The following is a 22276-nucleotide window of genomic DNA, read 5'->3' as shown; positions in this document are numbered from 1 at the left end:
CGCTTGCGGATAGCCGAAATTGTAGCCGCAAAGATGGACGCGCCGCCATCGGCTAGATCGTCGCGAGCTACGGATGTTACGACACAGTGCATCAGACCCATCTGCTCCGCCGCTTCCGCAACGCGCTCAGGCTCTTGCAGATCCAGCTCAGTCGGCATACCCGTCTTGACCGCGCAGAATCGGCATGCGCGCGTGCAAATATCGCCAAGAATCATAAACGTAGCGGTCCTGTTCGACCAGCATTCGTAAATATTCGGGCAACGCGCTTCTTCGCACACGGTATGCAGCGTCTTGTTCCGCATCATATTTTTAATTTCGGCATAGTTGCCATCGGTCGTTAATTTTATGCGAAGCCAGTCCGGCTTTGGCAATTTCTCGCGTTTGTTGCGTTCGCTCATATCAATTCCCTGCTTTCACGTTACGTTATAAGTTTACGGCATTGCCATTATTATAACACGCTCTGCTGGCAAAAAGTAATGACAAGCTCTCCAAGATTGATCGTTGATCCATAGTTAATACGAATGCGATCCATCGCAAAACGATATAAGTCGGCGGCGATTCCTTCCGCTTTGTATATCGTTAAGGTCTGCCCTTGTCCAGCTTCAGCACATGATCTACAGAAAACGACACGCATGGGATCCGCTCCGAAGTCACGGTATCATCGTGTCCGAATACTTGCAGCAGAACGTAAGGCTTGCCCGGCTCTTCCAGCACGTATTGCTCGATCGTCAAATTGGCTGGATCGGCAATCCAGTATTCCGGGATGCCGAATCTTGCGTAGGATTCCTTCTTCATCGTCCGGTCGCGCTTCGCGCTGTTCGGCGACAGAATCTCGACCACAAGGTCTGGCGGACCTACAATGGCGTGTTCTTCAATAATATGTTCCCTGCTTCTGTGAATCATAAGAATATCCGGCTGTCTGGTCTCGCTCTCCGATAAAATAACGTCGATAGGGGAGTCCAATATGATATACTCTAGCTCGCAAGAGTCTGTTATGACACGCTCTAATTGATGACTGATCCGCTGATGGGTCGTTGTTGGGGAAGGCTTAAGCTCTAAAATGCCCCCGACGATTTCGTACTGATTGCCGTCCTCCGGCAGCTTGTAATAATCCTCGACCGTCCAGCCGGATTCCTTCCAGAGCAGCGGTTTATCCTTCGGCTCGCCATACATGATCCATCAGCCTCCCAAGTCATTTTTCGCCATTATACCACACATATGTTCGTAATTTCCAACAACAAACCATCCGGAAGGTTGGGGTTCGGGGATAAAAACGGCAGTTCTGCAAAAACTATCGTTATGACCTCATGCTTATCGAAAGGGTGAGACGCAATTGAAAGCCATCATCCCGCTCTCAGCGCTGATTGCGGCCGCATTGCTGCAGGCTGTGCCAGCGACGGGAGCCGCGGCGGCAGCCCAAGTAAAACAAACACACCCCTCCGGCACTGCAGTCATCCAATCTCAGGCAGCAGGCGCGGCGGCGGAAGGACAACTAGCTGCCAATCTCTTCGACCAGCGCAGGGAGCTCTACGATCAACTAAGCAACGTTACCGGCGTCGAATGGTATTGGATTGCTGCGGTTGATCAATACGAACGCTCCATGTCCAAAGCGAAGCCAAAGGCACGTCCCCTGTTAGGACAAATAGCCGGAGTTTTTGTGGAGCCCGAGCGATGGGCAGGACCGCTTAATCCTGACTCCGATGACAGCTCCCCTGCTTCCATTCGTTTCTTCGAAGGGATCGGCAAGGACGGAGACGGCAACGGTCTCGCGGAACGGACGAGCGACATCGACCTGCTGTATTCGCTCATTACCTTTATGGGAGCAAAAGGCACGGTCGATATGCGATTTCCGGCTGGCGTATGGGATTATTACCATAATAACCGCGCCGTTCAACGGGTGGAGCAATTCGCTGCCATCTACAAGCATTACGGCAAGCTTGATCTATTCGAGCACGCCTTCCCTCTTCCGCTCGGAACTTCGTATTCCTACAGGGATACATGGGGCGATCGCAGAGGCTGGGGCGGCAGACGGAGCCATGAAGGAACGGACTTGTTCGCGGGCCACGGCACCCCGGTGCGAAGCACCTGCTACGGCATTATCGAGATCAAGGGCTGGAACAAGTACGGCGGCTGGCGAATCGGCATTCGCGATCTGAACAACCATTACCATTATTACGCGCATCTCTCCGGCTTCGACAAAAAGCTTAACGTCGGCGACATCGTCGAAGCCGGTCAAGTGGTTGGCTGGGTCGGCAGCTCTGGCTACGGCAAGCCAGGTACGTCCGGCAAGTTCCCGCCCCATCTCCATTACGGCGTCTACAGCGATCGCGGCCTTCTGGAATGGGCTTTCGACCCTTATCCCATGCTTAAGCGCTGGGAACAAGCGGAATGGCAACGACGTCGGAGCGGGAAGTAATTTCTCGCTGGCATTACAGATTGGCGATAATGTAAAAACCGGATTGCTGAAATAGTGGTGAGGCATTTAGATCGGTCTCGTCGACCTAAATCCAACTAAGCGAGCTTCTCGCAGCATTTAGAGCGATGCTACCGACTTAAACCTCAAAACGCCGCAGTGATGCGGCATTTAGGTCGGTCTCGTCGACCTAAATCCAACAAAGTGAGCTTTTTGCAGCATTTAGAGTGGTGCTACCGACTTAAACCCCAATACGCCGCAGCGATGCGGCATTTAGATCGGTCTCGTCGACCTAAATCCAACAAATCGAGCTTCTCGCGGCATTTAGAGCGGTGATAACGACTTAATCATCAAAACGCCGCAGCGATGCGGCATTTAGATCGGCCACGTCGACCTAAATCCAACAAATCGAGCTTCTCGCAGCTTTTAGAGCGGTGATACCATCTTAAACCTCAAAAAGCAGCAACAGTGGCTTCACGTCGCTCATATTTCACACACAAACAAGCTTCCCATCAAAGTCAATAATAATTTGATGGGAAGCCTTTTCGCGTTCAATGCCTTCGGGTAGCGCCCTTATTCCGACTGCAGCTGAATCGACGAACTTCCTTGGGAAGAGTCGCCGTTGCTATGGCCTCCCGCAGCCGAAGGTTCTCCTGGCAATGCTCCTTCGTCTGCGGCACCGCCTTCACTTTCACCCGGCTTGGCTGTAACTCCCCCCGCTCCTTGCTGCAGAGGGACAGATATGTTGGGCGCTTGGGCGGCGGAATCGCCAACCGGCTTGCCCGTACCGTCGTAATAATACATCGGCACATCGCCAACGACGAGCAGATACGAGATCGGAATTTCGGTTTCGACCACCTCGGGTTCCGTATCGAACGGAATAATAATGGATACCTCAGCGACGACTCTAATATACACCTCCACCAAAACCATATTGATGCCGGCGCCCCGTTCGCGGGTATTTAGCTCCACCTTCGTCGCTCCGACCGGCTCGAATTTAACGGGGACCGTAGGACCGAACGACGAGATGATCGCACTGCCGAGGGCATGGCCGATCGGGATATGCTCCGGAATATGCTTGATCTCGCTAAGCGCCGCCTGGACCGTCTGCACCGTCTCCGACGTAATGCTGATATGCTCCGCATAATTCAGCATGAAGCCGGATACTTTGCCGTCCGCGTTCATCTTCCAATCGATAAGTTTATCGGCCTCTGACTTGTGCGCCACCTGGTCCGTGATTGCTTTGTTAATCGCCTGTGTGGCTACCTGCTTCACCCTGACCTTCGCAATGTTCATAAGTGGAGGTCGCAGATTGCGTTCTATGAACACGAACGAGGGTATCGAGAAGACGATCATGAACAGAAGGAGCCATAACAGAATCATCCGTTTGCGAAGACGCGGGCGACTCCGCGGTTCTTTTGGCCTTGTCCCCCATACGGTTGGCTGTGAGGGGCGCTTGGATCCTGCAGCACCACCCAAGCTGAATGTAAAGATTGGTCTCCGCCGCTTCCAGCTTGCAGCCGGCTTCCCTGCTGCGGGTCTTGCTCCCCACTTGATGCCGCCGCTCCCTGGGCCCGACTTGGTCGTCCCGATTCTGCCCTTCCCGTTTCCCCAGCTTACCGTCTTCGTGCGCCGGAATGAACTGCCCGAACCAAGCCCTGACAGCCCGTCACCGAATCGCTGCCACCAACTCCGTCTTCCCCATCTTGCCATCGCCATCCCCCCGTCCTGTCCTTCTCCATACCCAAGCTTATGCAAAACCCGCCCAAAAAAGAAACGGATTGTCCCTTACCCGCCCTTATGGCGTCTCATCCCAACACCAGCGAAACGAAAAGAAGCAATGACACAACCAATGACAAACAGGTTGTTCCATCAAGCCGGATCATGTACACTATTAAACTAGAGGCAGAACGGAGCTGTGTAACGGATCACGGCGGACAACGGAACATTGACGGTGATTGGAGGAGTAGATAACATGTCGCTAAACCGCAAATTGTTGACCGATGCCGACTTCGAGGAGGCACTGGAGAAGGGCACTCGCATTCGCGTCTTCCGCGACAATCTTATCGTTGACGGAAGCTCTGTCATTGTCCGGTTTGACGATACAACCGTCGTAACGCAATCCAGCGTCAGCGATCTTATGTATCATGAACGGGCAGGCTGCGAGTTTTTTGATATTAGGCGCCGATAGGAAGGATCTCAACGTATACATAGCTAATTTCGAAGCAATAACATATAATGAAGCGAATGATTGGTCAAGGCAGCCAGAATACGGAGTGATTGGTCTGAGCAAAGCTAAGGGAAAAGGCGGTACCGGACGAGGCACCGGCAAGAAGGGCTGGAACAGGTGGCAGGCAGGCGAGCGGAGAGCCGCAGGCGCCCCCAAGCCTTACAAGAGTAAGGGCACAAAAAAAACCGACAATACGGACGGAAAATAATTGAGAATTGGAGTGGTCATATTTGAGAAGAAAAGCCCCTATGTCGTTCGACGATCTGCTGAAGGAACTGCAAGACCAGCGTGCAAACCCGGAGGAACAAGCCTCGCTAGGGAAGCTGTTCAATGAAGCATTCATGAGTCAATATTCGAATTGCAAAACGATACAAGAGTTTCTGGAGAAAGGCAACTTTCAGGCTTGGTCGACGGAAGATATGTCGTTGATCCCCGAGGAGCTGCTTAATCGCCATGTGGCGCGCGAGACGAAGTTCGCGGACTGGCCATCCATGCTGGAAAAAGCAAAGTCCGAGCTTGCCGCTGGAGCCTAACCTATATATTCTTGTACAGCCGAAGGTTTGTCTAACGACAAACTTTCGTTTTTTTTGCACCAGCTACCGCCAATCATATACTTGCAGCTGCTCTTGGCCTCCTCTCGAATCCGATCAAACACCAATCCACCGTGATTCCTCCTTTCAGTTAATGCACCGACTTCGCAAGCGGCTTGTACGGAAGTCCGCATGGAGTCGATTCCGTCCGAATATGGTCGAACATCACCTGAGTTTAGCCACGCTATAAGAACAAAAATAAGGCTGCCGGTCGAATGGCAGCCTTTTTATTCGCAAGTTCAATTTTTTCTACTAATCCACAATATTCCTGGTATAGTATGCGATTATATCTTTGCGGCGAATAATACCGAGGAAGACGCGATCGGCGTCAACCACCGGAACGAAGTTTTGATCGGCCGCCAGCGCCAGCATATCGTCCAAGTCGGCGCTGATTTCAACGCATTCGACTTTCATTCGTTTTTTGATGGAGATGACAGGAATTTCGTGCATCGTATCGAAGTCGAGGCCAGGTGTGTCCTTTAGCTTCCATAATAAATCCCCCTCGGATAACGTTCCGAAATACAAGCCCTTCTCGTCCAGGATCGGAATAGCTGTATAGTGACTCGCCTCTAATTTATCCATGGCTTCTTTCATATTAGAGGATGTCATAAGGTAAGAGACCTCATTTTTCGGATATAAAAACGATTTGATGTCCATTGCGTCACGCTCCTTTAGTATAATTAAATCATATTTCGTCGCTGGGTGCATGCGCAAGGGCTTGGAGCATGTCTAGTGCCATAAGTTATGTCGAGAAACGTTTGAACCTAGTCCGAATGAATCCAGAAACGAAATGGAGTTGATTCTAATAAGTAATGTCAATTGGACAATTCCCAAAGCTATTATAGCGGCAGGCCGTCGTCATTCCGTTGGCCTTAAATCCGACGGCACAGCGGTGGCTGTGGGCGACAATAAATATGGGCAATGCGATGTAAGCGGCTGGAGCGGCATGGTGGCCGTGGCGGTTGGTAATGTTCATATGGCGACGAACACGGGTAATGCTCATACAATCGGCCTTAAATCGGACGGCACGGTGGCGGCGACGGGTTGGAACAAGCATGAACAATGCAATGTAAGTGGTTGGCGCGATATTGTAGCGGTTGCTGCAGGTTGGCGTCGTACCGTAGGGCTTAAATCGGACGGCACGGTGGCGGCTGTGGGCCGAAATAATGAAGGCCAATGCAATGTAAGCGGCTGGCGCGATATGGTGGCGGTAGCAGCGGGTGACTGGCATACCGTCGGGCTAAAATCGGATGGTACGGTATCGATTGCAGGTAATAATCAGTATGGCCAATGCAATGTTAGCGAATGGAGCGACATAGTGGCGGTGGCTGCTGGTTACCTTCATACCGCAGGGCTCAAATCGGACGGCATGGCGGTGGCCGCGGGTTCGAATAAGCATAATCAATGCGATGTAAGCGGCTGGCGCGACATAGTGGCAATAGCGGCGGGTAGTTACCATACCATCGGGCTTAAAGCGGACGGTACGGTGACGTCTGCGGGTTCGAATGAGCATGGCCAATGCAATGTAAGCGGCTGGCGCGATATGGTGGCTCTTTCGGCGGGTTGCACTCATACTCTCGGTCTTAAATCCGACGGCACGGTAATCGCTGTAGGCGACAATAAATATGGGCAATGCGATGTAAGCGGCTGGAGCGGCATCCGCCTGCAATAACTCCTTCGAATTTATGAAAAAGCGGCAGCCTGGGACGAAATAAAGCCCCGGACTGCCGCTGTCTTTATTGTTGGAAAGTGTTACTGTTGGATCGTATCGTAATATTTCTCCTGCACGTATTTCGCCGTAAGATCCAGCTGCGCTTTCATGTCGACGCCCTGCTTGGAGAATACCTCCTGAATGACATTCGTCATCTGCGCGTAGTAGTCTTGCGTGTTGTACGGGGATTCCGGCTTGCCGTCGATCAGCCCAAGCGTTTCCTGGCCGTATTGGTAGACGTTGTCGTATTTGTTGAACAGATCGTTTACCTTCTGCCCGTATTCGGAATCCGTTTTGAAGTATTGCAGCACTGCTGGAACATAATATTTGTTATCCGTTTTGCGCTCTTGAATGTTCATCTCCAGCGACTCCAATCCTTTGTCGGAGAAATAGTCGAATGTTGCATAATAGAACGCGATCTCCTGCTCGTCTTTCGAAGCGTTCGGATTAATGACGAGGTAGTCTCCGCCCAATACGCCGTAATGCTTGCCGCCTTTCTCGTAAGCCGGAATCGGATAGACGAGAATGTCCTCCGGCGCCATGCCGCCTTGGTTGAGTCCTTGGTCGACCGGACCGTCGGGGCCCGCGATAACCATCGCCGTTCTGCCTTGCGCGAACGCGCCTACAGCATCGACCCAGCCAAGCGCCCAGTCCTGCGGAATCGCGTCGGCTTCCCACTTGAGCTTGTTATAGTATTCCAGCGCCTTGACGCCCGCGTCGGAGTTGAAGATCGCCGTTATTTTTCCATTTTGCACCGTTTGAATGTCTCCTCCTGCCGTGAACAGGAAATTCGTCCAGTTCCAGCCCGCTTCGTTGCCCTTGCCCATCGGCGCTATGCCGGAGATGCCTGCGGCGGGATCCGATACGGCTTTAGCCGCGTTTAGCATGTCGTCCCAGGTCCAGTTGAAGCTCGGCAGCGTCACGCCTTTCGCTTCCAGCATTTTTTTGTTGACGGCCACGCCCGTCGGATAACCGCGCTGCGCGATTCCGTACACTTTGCCGTTCACCGTAAACAGATCCTGCAGCGCCGGATTCATCTGATCCTTGAATGGATAGTTGTTGAACAGCTCCGTAATGTCGGCCGCCCAACCTTTCTCCGCCAGAAATTTGCCCTCGGAAGCGTACGTATTGAACAACGTCGGCGCCTCGTTCGCGCCCATCTTGATGCCGATTTCGTTCGGGTTGTACTGCCAATCGCTTTTGATGATCTCGACATTGGGATAAACCTCGTTGAACCTTCTGATCTTGTCATCCTCCAGCGCCCGGTCCTCCACGCGATCCGGCGTCGGATAGTAGATGCTGATGGATACCTTCTTCGATTTGATATCTTCTTCCGGCGCTTTCGTGCTGGCGGCATCGGTCGGCTTGGTTGTCGGGTCGGCGGCAGGCTTGGTGCCGCCGTTGCCGCTGCACGCGACCAGCGCGAAGCTGAGCGTAAGGAGCGTGGCAAGCGTTAATTGCAATTTACGCATGTTGTGTATCCCCTCTTCATTTGGATTGTTGTGGCTACATGCTCATCATAATGGAGGCAGGTTCGTGTCGGCGATGTGTATTCCTATTGCGATCGTGTGCAGATTTACGCATCAATAATCACACCACATAATGTCATTTAAACAAAATTCACCCTTTTACTCCGCCGAGATATAATCCTCTTAATATAAATTTCTGGAAGAATAAGAAGATAATAACCGGAGGAACCATTACGATCGACAATATAGCGAACCGGATATTCAAATCCAGACGACGCGCGTTCAGGACGAAGTCCCGAATGGCCGCGGACAACGGCTTGTTCTCCTGGCTCAGAATAAAGCTTGGCCAGAACCAGTCGTTCCATGCCGTCGCGAAGACGAAGATCGACAATGTCGCAAAGATGGGAATCGACAGCGGGAAGGCGATCTGAAAAAAGCACCTCAGTTCCGAAGCTCCGTCGATGCGCGCCGACTCGAATATTTCCATATGGATGCCATCCATAAACGTCTTGAGCAGAAGAAGGAAAAACGCGTTGGCGCCTGCCGGCAGCCATACCGCAGCAAACGAGCCCATCAGCCCCAGATCCTTCAGGTTAATGAAGTTCGGAATCATATAGGTCGTCGCCGGAATGAACAGCGTCATCAGAAAGTAATATTGAATGCCCGACTTGAAGGGCATGTTCATCTTCGATAGCGCATAAGAGGCAAGTCCAAGAACCAGAATCGTTACGACCATGTTACCGGCGAAAAGAAGCATCGTATTTTTAAAATAGAACGGGAGATCGATGTAGTTCCACGCCTTCGCGTAGTTCTCGAAATGCCATTCCTTCGGCAGGAAGGTCGGCGGGAACGAATTCACTTCGGTGTTCAGCTTAAGACCGTTGAACAAGGAAATCAGGATGGGATAGACCATACAGCACATCATGGCGATGATCAGAAGATTCATGATCGCGTAAGCGGCTTTGACCTTCCCCTTCTTGAGGTCGTAAGAGGACAATATGCCTCGATCGAAAGACTTCATTGGCCGATGCCCCCTCTGTTGTTAATCCGGTATTGAAAGATGGCGAGAATGCTGAGAGCGAGGAACATGAGCACCCCGAGAGCGGAGGCAACGCCGTAATCCAGCCTGACGAAGGCATATTTGACAATGAGAAGCGCGTAAGTCAACGTTGCGTTGTTGGGACCGCCGTCCAGCATCGCGAACTGCGTCTGGAACCCTTGCGAAGTCGCGATCAGTTGCAGCATGAGCAGAAGCAGAATCTGACCCTTGATCGCGGGCAGCGTAATATGGCGTATGCGGCTCCAGATGCCGGCACCGTCGATCTCGGCCGCTTCGTACCAGTCTCGGGGGACGCTGAGAACGGCCGCCAGATAGATCAGCATCGCGGAGCCGAAGCTTTGCCAGGTCTCCATAATGACGATAGAGATCATCGACCAGTTGCGGTCGACCATAAAGCTGATTCCCCCGATCCCGACCGCTTTAAGCACGGCGTTGATCGGACCGACGGGATCGTACAGCCATCTCCATACGCCGTACAGGACGACAAACGGCACGACATACGGCAAGTAAGCCGCGACGCGCGCGAAACCCTGGAATCTACGCATCTCGGAGATAGCTATCGCGATAAGGATCGGGACCCAGAAACCGATGGCAAGCGCGAGCCCCATATAATAGAGCGTATTTTTTACGGCTGTCATGACATCCCGGTCAGCAAAGATCGTCTTGTAGTTGTCGAAGCCCGCAAAGGAATTGCCTTTGACGAAATCGACGATGTAGAAGCTGTTTAATACGCCCTTAAAGATTGGCAGCCACAGGAACAGCGTAAAGGTGATGACGGCCGGGAGAAGGAACAGATACCCCCATAAATACCGTTTGTATTTGCCCGTACGCTGCGTCCCCTGCCTCGTCTTAGGCTGGTGCTGACCGTTCATTGGAACTGCCGTTGTTTGCTCCATGTGCAGTGGTCCCTCATTCCTATAGGTAATCTACCCCCATTGTAGAGAAACCCGGTCCTCCTGCACATGTGCGTATCTATGCGTATGATAGGCGATTTTACTTCTTCATCTCGCTGGGGCTCACCCCGAAATACTTTTTGAAAATTTTGCTGAAATGCTCCGGGGATTCATAGCCTACAAGCTCGGAAATTTCGTAGCGCCTGAGATCCGTAGTCTGAATCAACCGTTTGCTCTCCTCCATTCGCAGCTTAATGACGTATTCCCACAGGTTGCAGCCTGTGTTTTTTTTAAACAGATAGCTGAGATAATTCGGGCTGACATGGTTCTTGAGCGCGACCTCGTTCAAAGTAAGCCCCTTCTGCGCGTAGTTCGCGTTAATATACCTGGTTGCCCGCTCCACGATCAGATTATTTTGGGCGTTGATCTCTTCCTCCGTCGGCTCCTCCTCCGAATAGACGCCCCACTTGAAGTCTCCATAATAGAAGACGTAATGATCCTTGAACTGGCGGCTCCAGCGCATTGCCTTGTCTCCCTGTTCGTTCGTAACGCCAAGAAAGTCCGCCCCCTTGAGAATCTGGCTGATGCCGACGACGCAGCCGAACCCGAGAAACTTGTCGACGTTAAAATGAAGGCTCCGCCCGATCATTTCCAGCTGATTGACCTTGTCGACGCTGGAATCGCCGTACTTTGCTTCCGTCCACTGAATGATGATGCAGACGGTGCCACCGGAATCGTAGAACGACTGATAGTCCCACTCCTTGCCCAGCAGTTCCCCGGCTATGTTGAGCACCGCGTATTGCAGCAGCTCGTCATCCCTCTTCGTCAACGTCCGTCCGCCGGATTCCAAGTCGAGCCTTGCCTTAATGACGGCATAATAGGGCCCGGACAGATCGATGCCGTGTCCTTTTGCAAGCTCGGCAATGATGGCTTCCCGATTGCCCGTATGAGGCTCCAACAGCGACTTGAGCAGCTCCATTCGGACGGGCAGGGGCTCCCGCATGCGAAAACCGTCGTTAAGATCGGACAGCATCTGCTCCGAATCTCTTGCCGTTTTGTCCATATGCAGCAGCACATGCCGCACGGAGCTTAGAAACTGCTCGCTGTTCAGCGGCTTAATGAGATAGTCTTTGGCGCCGAACCTGATGGCAAGCTGCGCGTACTGGAATGTTTCGTGCGCCGATATGATGATCACCTGCACCCACGGTTTAATGATCTTGGCTTGCTGCATCAGCTCGATGCCGCTCATCGACCCCATCTGGATATCCGTAACGAGCAGATCGATATCCTCCATGCGAATATAATCCAGCGCCTCGTATCCGCTGTGCGCGTTAAAGAGCCCTTTGATCGCAATGCCCGAAGTCGAGAGCAGCTGGGTTAATCCTTCGCAGATAAGAGGTTCGTCGTCCACGATGAGAATATTGTACATCCGCAATCATCCTTTCACTCTATTTATGATTCCGTGCCGGGCAACGGGTCCTCGTAGGTGGCGGGCAAGACAAGAATGGCAGCCGTCCCGCCTTCCTCACGTCTTCGGTAGCTCAATCCGTATGAATTGCCAAAATGCAGCTGAATGCGCTGATGAATGTTGCGGATGCCGTACCCCAGCGTGTGGTCGGCTTCTTCCTCGTACAACAGCCGCTCCATGTTCCCGATGTCGGCTTGCTTGTAGCCGTTATCCTCTACCTTGATCGTTACGCGCTCCCCTTCGACGGCGGCCGTGATCATGATTTCCCCGTCATCGCCCATCAACTTGACGCCATGGATTATGGCGTTTTCGATCAGCGGCTGCAGCGTAATTTTCGGAATACGGATACCTTTCGCCGCATCCTGCACCCTCCAGATCACCTTGAACTCGTACGAATATCGCTTCTGCTGCAGGTTGACGTAGGCTCCGGCATGCTCCAGCTCCTCCTCGAGCCGAATCAGCTCGCGGCCGCGGCTGAGGCCGATCTTCATCAGCTTCGACAGCTCCTTGATCATCTCCGCCGACTCCGTATTCCCTTCCAGCGTGCTCTTCCAATAGATGCTTTCCAGCGTATTGTAGAGGAGATGCGGATTGATCTGCTGATAGAGCAGCTGCAGCTGCGACTCCTTCTGCTTGAGATCCATATGATACTTATAATGAATAAGAGCATTTAGCCGTCTGGCCATATCGTACATGGCGGCCATCAGGACGCCGACTTCGTCGTGCCTGCGCCGGCTTGGCGTCTCCGGCACGAGCCTTCCTGGCTCGTACTTGCGCACGAACTGCGCGAGCTTCTGAAGCGGCGTCATAAGCGAACGCCAGAAGTAGAGCAGGAATACGCTGCCCAACAGCATGTATGCAATGGTAATGAACTGAATGACGCGCTTAAGCTCGTTCTGCTGCTTGAGCAGCGAACCGACCGGAATTTGATAGATGAGCCTTTGGTTCATTACCCGGTTATAGTTGACGATATAGATGGAATCCTTGGTCATTGCTTCGATCGTGCCGGAGGACGCATGGTCGATATCCACGCTCGCTCCCGGTGGCAGCTCGGCAATCGTACCTGCCAGTTCAGGCTGCGTTGAGGTCATAATCCGGCCGGTCCAATCGGTAAACATCATAAGATGTCCTTGTGGAAGGGACACGGAATGCAGCGCTTCCCGCACCTTCTTCTCCATGTTTGTCGCGACAAGCACGCCGATGATCCGATCTCCGTTTCCCGTGTTATTGACCGCTCGAATGAAGGCCAGCGTCTGGATGCGAGACAAATTTTTGTTTCCGTTGATGAGTTCCATGTAGCCGCTGCCCTTATGGCTTACCGCCTCGTCGAACCATTCCGGCTTCGTGCTGTCGTTAAAGAAGTAGACGCCCGTCTGCAACACCTGCCGCTTCGGAGCGAAGAAGTAATAGTCCTCCGGATCGTACACGTACAACGAATAGTAGACGGCTTCGCCGCCGTTGACCGGGATGGACAGGCTCGCCAGCAGCTTGTCGACGGCATCGTATTTGCGCACGCGTTCGATGACCGCTTCTGCTCCGCTCGGCACCAGTTTCTGCGTAGAAGGATGCTGGATAATCGTCGCCGTCACTTTGTCGATCGTATCAATATCGCGGTTAATCAGCGCGTGATTCTGCTTGATCAGCTCGGCGTAGGCGTTCGTCACCTGATTTTTGAGCAAATCCTCCGCTTTGAGATTGCCGTACCAATGCAACAGGAAGACGGGACTCACCATAAGCAGGAACAACAAAATAAGCTGCTGCTTCATATTTAATTTCGTTAGTGGATTAATGACGGATCTGCCCACCTGTCGCACCTCCCGCTCTCTCTGTACTATAGCATGGATACAGCGCTTTCAGTGTAGCCGATTCTATGGGCTTGCAGGTTAGGTAAGGCGGGTATCGTAGAAATGCACATACTGCGGGGTGACAGTTGATACGAGCGTTTTGGTTCGGGAGGCGGGCGGCGTGGCGGCAGTATGGCGTGTAAAGTTGCTGCGACCGGTGCTGGATCCCGATTTTTTTGGGCTTCAGCTCGTAAAGTCGCCCCTCGCGGCTCTGTAAGCCGATTTTCTCGGGCTATTGAGAGCGTAGTAGGTCTGCGTTACTCTATAGCCCGATTTTCTCGGGCTATTGCGAGCATAGTAGGTCTGCGTTGCTCAATAACCCGATTTTCTCGGGCTATTGCGAGCATAGTAGGTCTGCGTTGCTCTATAGCCCGATTTTCTCGGGCTATTGCGAGCGTAGTAGGTCTACGCTGCTCAATAACCCGATTTTCTCGGGCTATTGCGAGCATAGTAGGTCTGCATTGCTCTATAGCCCGGTTTTCTCGGGCTATTGCGAGCATAGTAGGTCAGCGTTGCTCAATAACCCGATTTTCTCGGGCTTCAGCAACGGTTCTCGCTAAAAACGACCCTCAGCATCCGCTGCGGGTCGTTCCTGCTTCCCCCCCGAAGGGCAGCCTATTCTTCCTTTTTCCCCTCGAAGGGCGGCCTATTCTTCCTTGAATACCGGACTCAGCGACAACTCGAAAGCGATCCGCTTCTCATCCAGTCGATACTGGTCGAGCAGCTGCGGGCCGCATGAGCCCGAGCCAACGCCGCTCATCTTGTAGTCGATGTTCACGATCGTCTGATCTCGGCGGGCCAGCTCCGTCGTATGCTTCGCGGCCGCCAGATCGGCCGACGTAACATGAAGCGCCTGGAACGAGAACGGCTCCGGCGCGTCGAAGCGCAGCCCCATGCCGAGCTCGCTGGTCACCATCGCCCATTCCGTTCCGTAACGCGAGCCGTTTTCCTGCGGCATGACGTACTTCTGCGCCATTTCGTCCACCGTCAGCAGATAACGCCCCTTGCGTACGCTCGCGCGTTTGTCGATGTAGCTCTCATGCGGGCCGTAGCCGTAATATTCGACCTCTTCCGTCCCCTTCGGCATAACGAGCTCCAGACCGATCCGCGGCAAATAAGGCAGATTCTCGCGGACGTCGGCAGCGAACGATACTTTCGCCTCTCCGCTCGGCAAGAACGTCCAAACCGCTTCCCCCTTCAAGAACGGACTGCGGATATAGCTTCCGAGCGAAAATGCAACCTTCACTTGCACGGACGAGTCGGATAACATTTCCCATGAGCTGGCGTACGTCTTCATGACGGCGCGATCGAAACCTTCGTATTCCCACTCCTTGCGGATATACATGTCGTTGTCGGTAGGCGCTCGCCACACATTAAAGCGGACGGGCTCGTCGATCATGTGGACTCCATGACGCCTAATGGATGCGATCACACCTTTGCCGAGGTCGAATTTGTATTCGAAATCGAACCCGCTTACCGTCAGAACGCCGCCGCTTTCTACGGCTTTCATAAATTCCGAGCGGTAGGAAGCCGCTGTGCCAACCGTCTCCTCTCCCCCCGCTCCAGTCTCGCCGCCGCTAGCAGCACCCTCAGCCGCCGGCGTCTCGAACTGCGCGAACGCCACCTCGTGGCCGGGCGCCGCCCAGACCGTCTCGCCATGCTGCCAGATCGATAACGTCAGCACGCAGCCGTCTCCTTCGGCAATAGGCTGGCGATAGCCGAGCCGCAAGGTTTGCGTCTCTCCGGCCGCCACTTCCAGTGCCCCAGTCGAGCCCTGATCGATCAGCTCGCCGCCATACTCCAGCTTCCAGCGCAAAGACAGATGCGACAGATCGATAAAGTCGTAGCGATTCGTAATTCGTATGATTCCCTCGCTCACATCCTCCGATTCCATCAAAATCGGCGCAATGATCTGCTTCAGCTCCAGCAGGCCGACATGCGGCTTGCGGTCCGGCGACACCAAGCCGTCGATGCAGAAGTTGCCGTCGTTCGGCTTGTCGCCGAAATCGCCGCCGTAGGCGAAATAATTTTCTCCCTCCGGCGTCTTGACCGCAATGCCGTGATCGCACCATTCCCATACGCAGCCGCCCATCAGCTTCGGCTGAGCGTAGATGACGTTCCAGTAATCCCGCAGATCGCCGGGACCGTTGCCCATCGCATGGCTGTATTCGCAGAGGAACAACGGCTTCGTCTTTGACTCGTCCAGCGCATAGGCCTCAATCTCAGCCACCGACGCATACATGCGGCTCTCCAGGTCCAGCGCCTCGGTATTCTCGTCACCCTTATAAAGCGCGGCCGCTCCCTCATAATGAACCAGCCTGGATTCGTCGCGCTGCTGCACCCACTCCGCCATCGCGATATGATTGCCTCCGTAGCCGGATTCGTTGCCAAGCGACCAGATGAGGATCGAGGCGTGGTTTTTGTCCCGCTCCACCATCCGAACCGCCCGTTCGACAAATGATTCCTTCCAGTCGGGATGTACCGCGAGCTTGTGAAAGGAGCCTTCTTCCCTCGTTCCCGTGTTCACGACGCCGTGGCATTCCAGATCCGCTTCGTCGACAACGTAGAAGCCGTATTCGTCGCACAGATCCAGGAAACGCGGATCGTTGGGGTAATGCGACGTGCGGATCGTATTGACGTTGTGCTGCTTCATCAGGTTCAAATCTTTGATCATATGGTTCAGCGGGATCGTCTGCCCGAGCGACGGATGGGAATCGTGACGATTAACCCCCTTGAGCTTGATCGCTTTCCCGTTCACACGGAACACGCCGTCCTTTACTTCGACCTTGCGGAATCCGATACGGAACAGCAACACTTCAGAGCCGGCATGCACGTAAAGATCGTATAACCGCGGCTGCTCCGCATTCCAGAGCTCCGGTTTGGACAAACCCAACTCAATGACGCCGCTGCCCGCAATTATGGCGCTTCCATCGGCGACCAGTTCGCCATCAGGCGCGTAGAGTTCCGTTCGTACTGACAGTTCGCCCGACGTCTCAAGCTCAGCACGAACGGTTCCTTCTGTGAAATCGCCCGACAGCTCCGGCTTTATAAATGCGTCGCGGACATGCGCCGCTTCTCTGGAGACTAGATAGACATCGCGGTAGATGCCGGAATAACGCCACAAATCCTGATCCTCCAGGTAAGTGCCGTCGCACCACTTCAGCACGAGCACGGCCATACGGTTGGTTCCCGCCTTTACATAAGGGGAAAGATCGAATTCGGACGGAATCCGGCTGCCTTGGCTATAACCGACGAACGTCCCGTTGACCCAAAGATAAAAACAGGCGTTAACTCCTTCGAAGACGACATGCGTACGTTTGCCATCCGCGATCCATGCTGCCGCTACGTTAAACTCCCTTACGTATGCGCCGGCCGGATTGTCATCCGGAACAAACGGCGGATCGTACGGGATGGGATAATTGACGTTCGTATAATGCAACTGGTCGTAACCGTTATTTTGCCAGCAGGATGGCACAATGAGCTCGTCCCAGGTTTCATGCACACTTGAAGTATCCTCGTAAAAAACCTCTGTCACATCGCTTACGCTGCGATAGTATCGGAATTTCCAAGCACCGTTCAGCGTCTGAAAATAGGAAGATCCTCCTCGTTTGCCGGATTTCGCAGCTGCCGCGCTGCCATAAGGGATAAACGACGCCCGCGCTTGCTCCCTGTTCACTTGAAGAATGTCCAGCCGTTCCCAATAACGCTCGATATCGATCATGTCCGCATACCTCCTAATGGTTTGCTTCCATTATAGATGTGCGTTATGATACGTTGGAACAGCCAAAACGGACAAATACCCATACAAAATGGACAAGGAGCCATTGCCATGGAGCTTCTGACTCTTAGGGGCAACCTCAATCAGACATTAAGCGAGCTGCTGCCGCTCACCGTCTATACGGCCGGAATGGAGAATCAGAGGTCGATTACGAGGATGAAGGGTTTCTCCGCACATCAGTTATTTCTCACGATATCCGGATCCGGCCGATTCCGGAGATTGGGATCCGAAAAGGACAAATGGGACATTCTTAAAAGCGGCAATCTACTGTACATCCCCGCCGGCTGCGCGCACGAATATATGCCGCAGGATAGCGAGGCGTGGCATGTCGCATACGTAACCTTCCTGGAGAACTTCGGCAATACGTTAAAGGGATGGGGCTTTCGGGATATTCCCCGTCTGTTCGCAGTGACCGATATTCCCGCAATCACGGGACGAATTCGCGACATCTGGACCCATTCCGGCGGTGCCCCCGATCTATGGCATACCTCCGAAGCGTTGTACGCTCTGATGCTTCATATCCTTAAAAGCAATCAGGAGCAACTCCCTTCCGCTTCGCCCGTCGCGCTGCCCGACAGCTACCGGGAATCCGCAGTCGACACGGCGGTCCAGTTTCTCCGGGATCACCTGAACCGTCCGATTACGATCGCATCGCTCGCGGAGCATGTCGGATATTCGCAGAAGCAGCTGACTCGCCTGTTCCGCTCCGCGCTGGACACGACGCCCCTGCAATATTTGCACAAGCTGCGTTTGCACACAGCGCGCCAGATGCTAAACGAATATCCCGATCTGAGCATCCGACAGATCGCCGCTTATGTCGGCATGGAGCCCGTCTACTTTACCCGATTGTACAAGCGGGCCTATAACGAGCTGCCGTCGCACAAACCGGACAAATAAGCCTTTATCCGGATTTCGCATAATCAGCCGCAGAACATGCGCAAGCTAGAGAAAAGATTTATACTTGAATGATACACTTGAAACAATCAAAGGAGAGCCTGCTATGCCAGTCGTGCAATCATTTGATCCAAAAGTCATTTCGCTCCTGCAAGAGAAAATCAAACTTATTCCTTCTGCCGAAGGAGACGGCGCCATCTACCTCGTCGGCCCCATCAAACTGCCGGTGAACCTGGACGGCGAAACCGCGGAGTTTAAGTGGTATTGCTGGCTGAACTGCAAGGAGGTAACGGAAAACTTCGAGGCGATCGTCGCCAAGCTGTCCGCGTCCAATCTGGCGGAGCTTCAACAATCCAGCGTGCTGGTTCACGGCGATTTCGCCGACGATGCCTCTGCTTTGATTCGTTTCCACTCCATCTGCCACACCGGCGATATATTCGGCAGCAAACGATGCGACTGCGGTTATCAGCTCAAGCAGTCCATGAAGCACGTTGTCGAGCACGGCAGCGGGGCTATCTTCTACTTGGCCAACCACGAAGGCAGAGGCATCGGATTGTTCAGCAAGGCGCTCGCCTATATCCTGCAGGAAAATGGCTACGATACCGTGGACGCCAATCTCCAGCTTGGTTTCGCGGACGACTCGCGCGATTACGGCGACGCGATCAAGGTGTTGAAGTCGCTTCGGACGAAACCCGTCACGCTGATCACGAATAACCCAAAAAAGCTGGAGGCGCTTCGCCAGGCCGGATTGGACGTCGAGGACCGGGTACAGCTATGGGGAGACGTCTCCGATTACAACCGCAACTATTTAGAAACCAAAATACAGCGCTCCGGCCATCTAAACGATAACGAACGATGCTGCAACAACGATTAAAGGAATTAGCCGGCTCTATCGAAAAAAGCCAAGACAACCCGCAAGGGTGCCTTGGCTTCTTCTAGCGTTATCGGTTAATTGGGTCCTCGAAACGGCGGATTCATAAGAGGGAATACGTTTCGGAAGCCGGACAAGCCCCGCATCACCTCAACCGGTCCTTCCCATGTCATTGCCACGAAATCGGCGAGGGTCGGATGCTTCTTAAGCTCGATTAACTCACGTTTCTTCCAGTACTCCACAGGAATCGCCGAATCCGGCAGCTGCGCCAGACCCGGAAATCTTTTTGGTTTCAAGACCGTCTGACTAATCGTGCCTTTGATGACTGGCTGGCTTCGGACAGCCCCCTTAAACTTGTACTCCTTTACTTTCATCCAATCCCGAATGCCTTCGGCAGCCGGTTTCTTTCGCTCGCCATATCGGTACCACAGCACTCTGCCGTCCCGCGTGAACGCGTAGAGTACGCCGTCCGCCGCCGCAGCGACTGCCTGGAATCCGTTCCAGCCGGTGCCGATTTCCGCGCGGGGCTCCCATTCGTTCGTCCCCTTCAAGTACCCGGTATGGGTGTGGCGCTCCAACACGCCGTCCTCGCGGATCGCGTAAATAACGCCATACCCGCCAGAGAAGACGTTGGCGTATCCGCCCCAGCCGGTGCCAACCTTGACGCCGGGAGCCCAGGTGGCCTCGTCCCCTCCGTAAGCTGCTCCGTCATGACGATGCCATATCAAGTCTCCGTTTGGATGAATGCCATAGACGATGTATTCTCCTCCCGGGAATACGGATTTGAAGCCGTTCCAGCCATGCCCAACTTGAATTGGCGCTCCGCGCCAGCTCCCGGTTCCTTCGAAATAGCCGTCGTGGCCGTACCACATCAACTTGCCGTCCGGGAGAATGCCATACAAAGCGGCACCGCCTCCGGAGAACACCGTCTTGAATTCTCCCCAACCGTTGCCGATCGTAATGGGACCTGTCCATTCCTTCGATCCGCCGGGCTTCGCCGCCTCTTCGTTGCGATACCAGCGAAGTTCCGCATTTTGGGCAATGACGTACAAGCAGGCGGGGGCGTAAGTTTCCTCCGTCGAAAACCGCCCTACAAACGGCTTCCTAACGGTACCTGCATGCGAGACGCGCTCTAACGTTTCCGCCAAAGCCTGCAGCACCTCGATACCGCATTCGGTCTCTGCATCAATCTCAAGCGAAGGCGAGCCGAGATTGTCCGGATTCACCGTACACAACACGTGATCGCTCTCCATCGTCAGATCGAAGTAATCCCCGCGTTTGACGTCGCCGTTCATCCAATTCCGAAGCTCGAACATAAATCGGCAAACCCGGTTCACCGGATGTTTGTCGCTGGCGATGGGGAAGGCGCGTATTTGCCATTTGATGTGCTCCGGGATTGAATGAGGCTCGCTTGCTTCCCCATCCGCATATTTATCGAAGCCAGGACGAACCGACACAGCCGCAAGATGTCTGGCGATCCGACCGGCGTCATCATCCAGCCGATTCCTCGCGTTCATTTGGACGACCTTCTCCCGTGCTGCCAGCCAAGTAAGAACGGCCATCAGATAGACGGGCAACGTCGGCAAATGTTTGAAGACATTTGTTGCCAGCGAAGTAACGCCATGCGTATTCCCCGTTTGCGGATCGAAGACCTCCTTCGTGACGACATCCGTCCATCTCCATATGTCATAGTCGTTGCGGAGGAACTTGTCTAACGTAATACCGACCGCGTTCGCGTTTCGCACCGCCGTCTCGATGTCCGGCGACGGAACGCGCATGGCCAGATGGACTTGCCGAATCTCGTCCAGATAATCCAGCAGGTCGCGGTTCGTCCCGCGATTCGACTCCTTGGCAACTTCATTGACGAGTTCGTCCATTCTTTCGTCCAGCAAGTTCAGCACAAAGATGATGCCATCGATCTGCTTCCCGATATCCCGCAGAGCGTCCGGGATCGTCGTATCGTTTTCCATCCAGCTTAGCACTTCCATAATAAACGCCACACTGCCGATCGCCGTCGCAATACCCGCACCGACTGGCCCGGCAGCGGGCAAAAGCGCCGCCATCGTGCCCGCAACGGAAGATTCGAGCTTCAATCCTTTTTCGGTGAACCCCGCCATCAACAATTCCTCCTTGATTGGAAATCGTTTTATTAGCGCTGTTCGATGACCGTATGCGCGCGAAACCGATGAACGGCGCCAATTCGGAGAGAGTCTATCATTCCGCTGGACGGGGTGTCAATCGACTGAGCCTCCTATCTTTCCGTCGTTCCGATCGATCAAATTCGACATAATTTGTTAGGCAGGAAGGCGCATTTCGAAGTACGGGGATTAATTAATAGACCACTTTGACCGGCGTTCTCGTTTTGGCGGATTCCATAATCGCGAGTATAACCATCGTCGTATTGAAAGCATCGTCCACGGTCACATGGAACGGCTCGCCCGACGCAAGCTGGTCGACGAAGTGGCGAATGCTTTCGTAAGCGAAGCCCTTCGGCTTGCCGTGGATAAAGTGGCGCACCAGCAAATCGGGGCGGTCCGCCTTCGTCTCCGTGAATCTCTCCATCATTTGGCTATGCGTCGGATCAATGTTGAACATCCCTTTTGTACCCGTAATATTCAGCTTCATGTCATTGACGTTGGGATTGGTGTTCGGCGTTATCCAGCCGTTCTCCATCGTGGCGATGCCGCCTTTGCGGAATTCCAGAATGGTCTGGTAGATATCGGCCGTATCCACGCCTTCCCCTTTCAGAATCCCTTCCCGCGATACGGCGTACACCCGCTCCACTTCGTCGTCGAACAACCAGCGCAATACGTCCACGCTATGGTATCCGAGGAACCAAAGAATAGACGACTTGGCCGCCCAAGGCAGCAGATCGGTGGCAACCCACTTGATATCGTTCAAGCGATAGTAGGCGCTGTAAGGCTCGCCGATCTCCCCTTCTTCGATCGCCTGCTTGGGAATGGCGAACAGCGGGCTCCATCTGCTGTGCAGATCCACCATCATGCGCACGTTGTTGCGTTTCACCGCTTCGATAATTTCAAGCGCTTCCTCTCGC

General features: G+C 53.7%; 19 protein-coding genes. 7 read left to right on the top strand and 12 right to left on the bottom strand.

Annotation, left to right across the window (positions count from 1 at the left end):
- Both PAT3040_RS38420 and PAT3040_RS06150 read right to left on the bottom strand, forming a co-directional pair.
- On the bottom strand, positions 1 to 398 hold a 398-nt coding region (locus PAT3040_RS38420; protein ID WP_373863928.1), incomplete at its 3' end, for a radical SAM protein.
- A gap of 181 nt (positions 399 to 579) precedes the next feature.
- Positions 580 to 1173 (bottom strand): Uma2 family endonuclease, encoded by a 594-nt coding sequence (locus PAT3040_RS06150; RefSeq protein WP_108991908.1) that lies wholly within the window; start codon positions 1171 to 1173, stop codon positions 580 to 582.
- A gap of 160 nt (positions 1174 to 1333) precedes the next feature.
- Here PAT3040_RS06150 and PAT3040_RS06145 point away from each other — a divergent pair, with 160 nt between their 5' ends.
- Entirely contained in the window at positions 1334 to 2416 is a 1083-nt protein-coding gene (locus PAT3040_RS06145; protein ID WP_305778769.1) for a M23 family metallopeptidase, read from the top strand.
- 570 nt (positions 2417 to 2986) lie between these two features.
- Here the strand turns inward: PAT3040_RS06145 and yunB are convergent.
- A complete protein-coding gene (yunB, locus tag PAT3040_RS06140; RefSeq protein WP_108992011.1) occupies positions 2987 to 4126 on the bottom strand; it encodes a sporulation protein YunB in 1140 nt (379 codons plus the stop codon).
- A gap of 262 nt (positions 4127 to 4388) precedes the next feature.
- Here yunB and PAT3040_RS06135 point away from each other — a divergent pair, with 262 nt between their 5' ends.
- The 3 genes from PAT3040_RS06135 to PAT3040_RS06125 all read left to right on the top strand — a co-directional run bounded on the left by PAT3040_RS06135 (position 4389) and on the right by PAT3040_RS06125 (position 5176).
- Positions 4389 to 4604: a hypothetical protein gene (locus tag PAT3040_RS06135; RefSeq protein WP_087570859.1), complete on the top strand. Its 216-nt coding sequence runs from the start codon at positions 4389 to 4391 to the stop codon at positions 4602 to 4604.
- A 94-nt stretch (positions 4605 to 4698) separates the two neighbouring features.
- Positions 4699 to 4851 (top strand): DUF3934 family protein, encoded by a 153-nt coding sequence (locus PAT3040_RS06130; RefSeq protein WP_087570874.1) that lies wholly within the window; start codon positions 4699 to 4701, stop codon positions 4849 to 4851.
- Between the two features lie 22 nt (positions 4852 to 4873).
- On the top strand, positions 4874 to 5176 hold the full coding sequence (locus PAT3040_RS06125; RefSeq protein ID WP_373271302.1) for a hypothetical protein: 303 nt from the start codon (positions 4874 to 4876) through the stop codon (positions 5174 to 5176).
- Positions 5177 to 5485: 309 nt separating this feature from the next.
- Here the strand turns inward: PAT3040_RS06125 and PAT3040_RS06120 are convergent, their stop codons facing one another.
- Positions 5486 to 5890 (bottom strand): CBS domain-containing protein, encoded by a 405-nt coding sequence (locus tag PAT3040_RS06120; protein ID WP_087570862.1) that lies wholly within the window; start codon positions 5888 to 5890, stop codon positions 5486 to 5488.
- Between the two features lie 139 nt (positions 5891 to 6029).
- Here PAT3040_RS06120 and PAT3040_RS06115 point away from each other — a divergent pair, with 139 nt between their 5' ends.
- A complete protein-coding gene (locus tag PAT3040_RS06115; protein WP_258234863.1) occupies positions 6030 to 6905 on the top strand; it encodes an RCC1 domain-containing protein in 876 nt (291 codons plus the stop codon).
- Between the two features lie 80 nt (positions 6906 to 6985).
- Here PAT3040_RS06115 and PAT3040_RS06110 read toward each other — a convergent pair whose 3' ends face one another.
- From PAT3040_RS06110 to PAT3040_RS06085, 6 genes are all read right to left on the bottom strand, one after another.
- A complete protein-coding gene (locus tag PAT3040_RS06110) occupies positions 6986 to 8416 on the bottom strand; it encodes an ABC transporter substrate-binding protein (RefSeq protein WP_108991906.1) in 1431 nt (476 codons plus the stop codon).
- Between the two features lie 148 nt (positions 8417 to 8564).
- On the bottom strand, positions 8565 to 9434 hold the full coding sequence (locus PAT3040_RS06105; protein WP_108991905.1) for a carbohydrate ABC transporter permease: 870 nt from the start codon (positions 9432 to 9434) through the stop codon (positions 8565 to 8567).
- Entirely contained in the window at positions 9431 to 10369 is a 939-nt protein-coding gene (locus PAT3040_RS06100) for a carbohydrate ABC transporter permease (protein WP_108991904.1), read from the bottom strand. Before PAT3040_RS06100 ends, PAT3040_RS06105 begins: the two co-directional genes overlap by 4 nt.
- A gap of 97 nt (positions 10370 to 10466) precedes the next feature.
- A complete protein-coding gene (locus PAT3040_RS06095; RefSeq protein WP_108991903.1) occupies positions 10467 to 11795 on the bottom strand; it encodes a response regulator transcription factor in 1329 nt (442 codons plus the stop codon).
- A gap of 23 nt (positions 11796 to 11818) precedes the next feature.
- Positions 11819 to 13600 carry a cache domain-containing sensor histidine kinase gene (locus tag PAT3040_RS06090; protein ID WP_108992010.1) on the bottom strand — a complete coding sequence of 594 codons (1782 nt, stop codon included), beginning with the start codon at positions 13598 to 13600 and terminating at the stop codon, positions 11819 to 11821.
- A 724-nt stretch (positions 13601 to 14324) separates the two neighbouring features.
- On the bottom strand, positions 14325 to 17399 hold the full coding sequence (locus PAT3040_RS06085; protein WP_108991902.1) for a glycoside hydrolase family 2 TIM barrel-domain containing protein: 3075 nt from the start codon (positions 17397 to 17399) through the stop codon (positions 14325 to 14327).
- A 108-nt stretch (positions 17400 to 17507) separates the two neighbouring features.
- Here PAT3040_RS06085 and PAT3040_RS06080 point away from each other — a divergent pair, with 108 nt between their 5' ends.
- Together PAT3040_RS06080 and PAT3040_RS06075 are read left to right on the top strand one after the other, a co-directional pair.
- Positions 17508 to 18353 carry a helix-turn-helix domain-containing protein gene (locus PAT3040_RS06080; RefSeq protein WP_108991901.1) on the top strand — a complete coding sequence of 282 codons (846 nt, stop codon included), beginning with the start codon at positions 17508 to 17510 and terminating at the stop codon, positions 18351 to 18353.
- 103 nt (positions 18354 to 18456) lie between these two features.
- Positions 18457 to 19224 carry a GTP cyclohydrolase II gene (locus PAT3040_RS06075; protein ID WP_087570127.1) on the top strand — a complete coding sequence of 256 codons (768 nt, stop codon included), beginning with the start codon at positions 18457 to 18459 and terminating at the stop codon, positions 19222 to 19224.
- A 74-nt stretch (positions 19225 to 19298) separates the two neighbouring features.
- Here the strand turns inward: PAT3040_RS06075 and PAT3040_RS06070 are convergent, their stop codons facing one another.
- Complete coding sequence (locus PAT3040_RS06070) at positions 19299 to 21338, bottom strand: tachylectin-related carbohydrate-binding protein (protein WP_108991900.1); 2040 nt, start codon at positions 21336 to 21338, stop codon at positions 19299 to 19301.
- A gap of 214 nt (positions 21339 to 21552) precedes the next feature.
- On the bottom strand, positions 21553 to 22276 hold a 724-nt coding region (locus PAT3040_RS06065), incomplete at its 5' end, for a Gfo/Idh/MocA family protein (RefSeq protein WP_181376459.1).

The sequence above is a fragment of the Paenibacillus agaridevorans genome (assembly GCF_003112455.1).
GTDB classification, from domain to species: domain Bacteria; phylum Bacillota; class Bacilli; order Paenibacillales; family Paenibacillaceae; genus Pristimantibacillus; species Pristimantibacillus agaridevorans.
This window is presented reverse-complemented; position numbering and strand designations above follow the sequence as displayed.

Bases quoted from the DNA above. Each gene is read 5' to 3' on its own strand.
- PAT3040_RS06080 (WP_108991901.1), top strand. From the start codon at position 17,508: ATGGAGCTTCTGACTCTTAGGGGCAACCTCAATCAGACATTAAGCGAG.
- PAT3040_RS06110 (WP_108991906.1), bottom strand. From the start codon at position 8,416: ATGCGTAAATTGCAATTAACGCTTGCCACGCTCCTTACGCTCAGCTTC.
- PAT3040_RS06135 (WP_087570859.1), top strand. From the start codon at position 4,389: ATGTCGCTAAACCGCAAATTGTTGACCGATGCCGACTTCGAGGAGGCA.
- PAT3040_RS06090 (WP_108992010.1), bottom strand. From the start codon at position 13,600: ATGAAGCAGCAGCTTATTTTGTTGTTCCTGCTTATGGTGAGTCCCGTC.
- PAT3040_RS06100 (WP_108991904.1), bottom strand. From the start codon at position 10,369: ATGGAGCAAACAACGGCAGTTCCAATGAACGGTCAGCACCAGCCTAAG.
- yunB (WP_108992011.1), bottom strand. From the start codon at position 4,126: ATGGCAAGATGGGGAAGACGGAGTTGGTGGCAGCGATTCGGTGACGGG.
- PAT3040_RS06150 (WP_108991908.1), bottom strand. From the start codon at position 1,173: ATGTATGGCGAGCCGAAGGATAAACCGCTGCTCTGGAAGGAATCCGGC.
- PAT3040_RS06085 (WP_108991902.1), bottom strand. From the start codon at position 17,399: ATGATCGATATCGAGCGTTATTGGGAACGGCTGGACATTCTTCAAGTG.
- PAT3040_RS06095 (WP_108991903.1), bottom strand. From the start codon at position 11,795: ATGTACAATATTCTCATCGTGGACGACGAACCTCTTATCTGCGAAGGA.
- PAT3040_RS06120 (WP_087570862.1), bottom strand. From the start codon at position 5,890: ATGGACATCAAATCGTTTTTATATCCGAAAAATGAGGTCTCTTACCTT.
- PAT3040_RS06075 (WP_087570127.1), top strand. From the start codon at position 18,457: ATGCCAGTCGTGCAATCATTTGATCCAAAAGTCATTTCGCTCCTGCAA.
- PAT3040_RS06070 (WP_108991900.1), bottom strand. From the start codon at position 21,338: ATGGCGGGGTTCACCGAAAAAGGATTGAAGCTCGAATCTTCCGTTGCG.
- PAT3040_RS06105 (WP_108991905.1), bottom strand. From the start codon at position 9,434: ATGAAGTCTTTCGATCGAGGCATATTGTCCTCTTACGACCTCAAGAAG.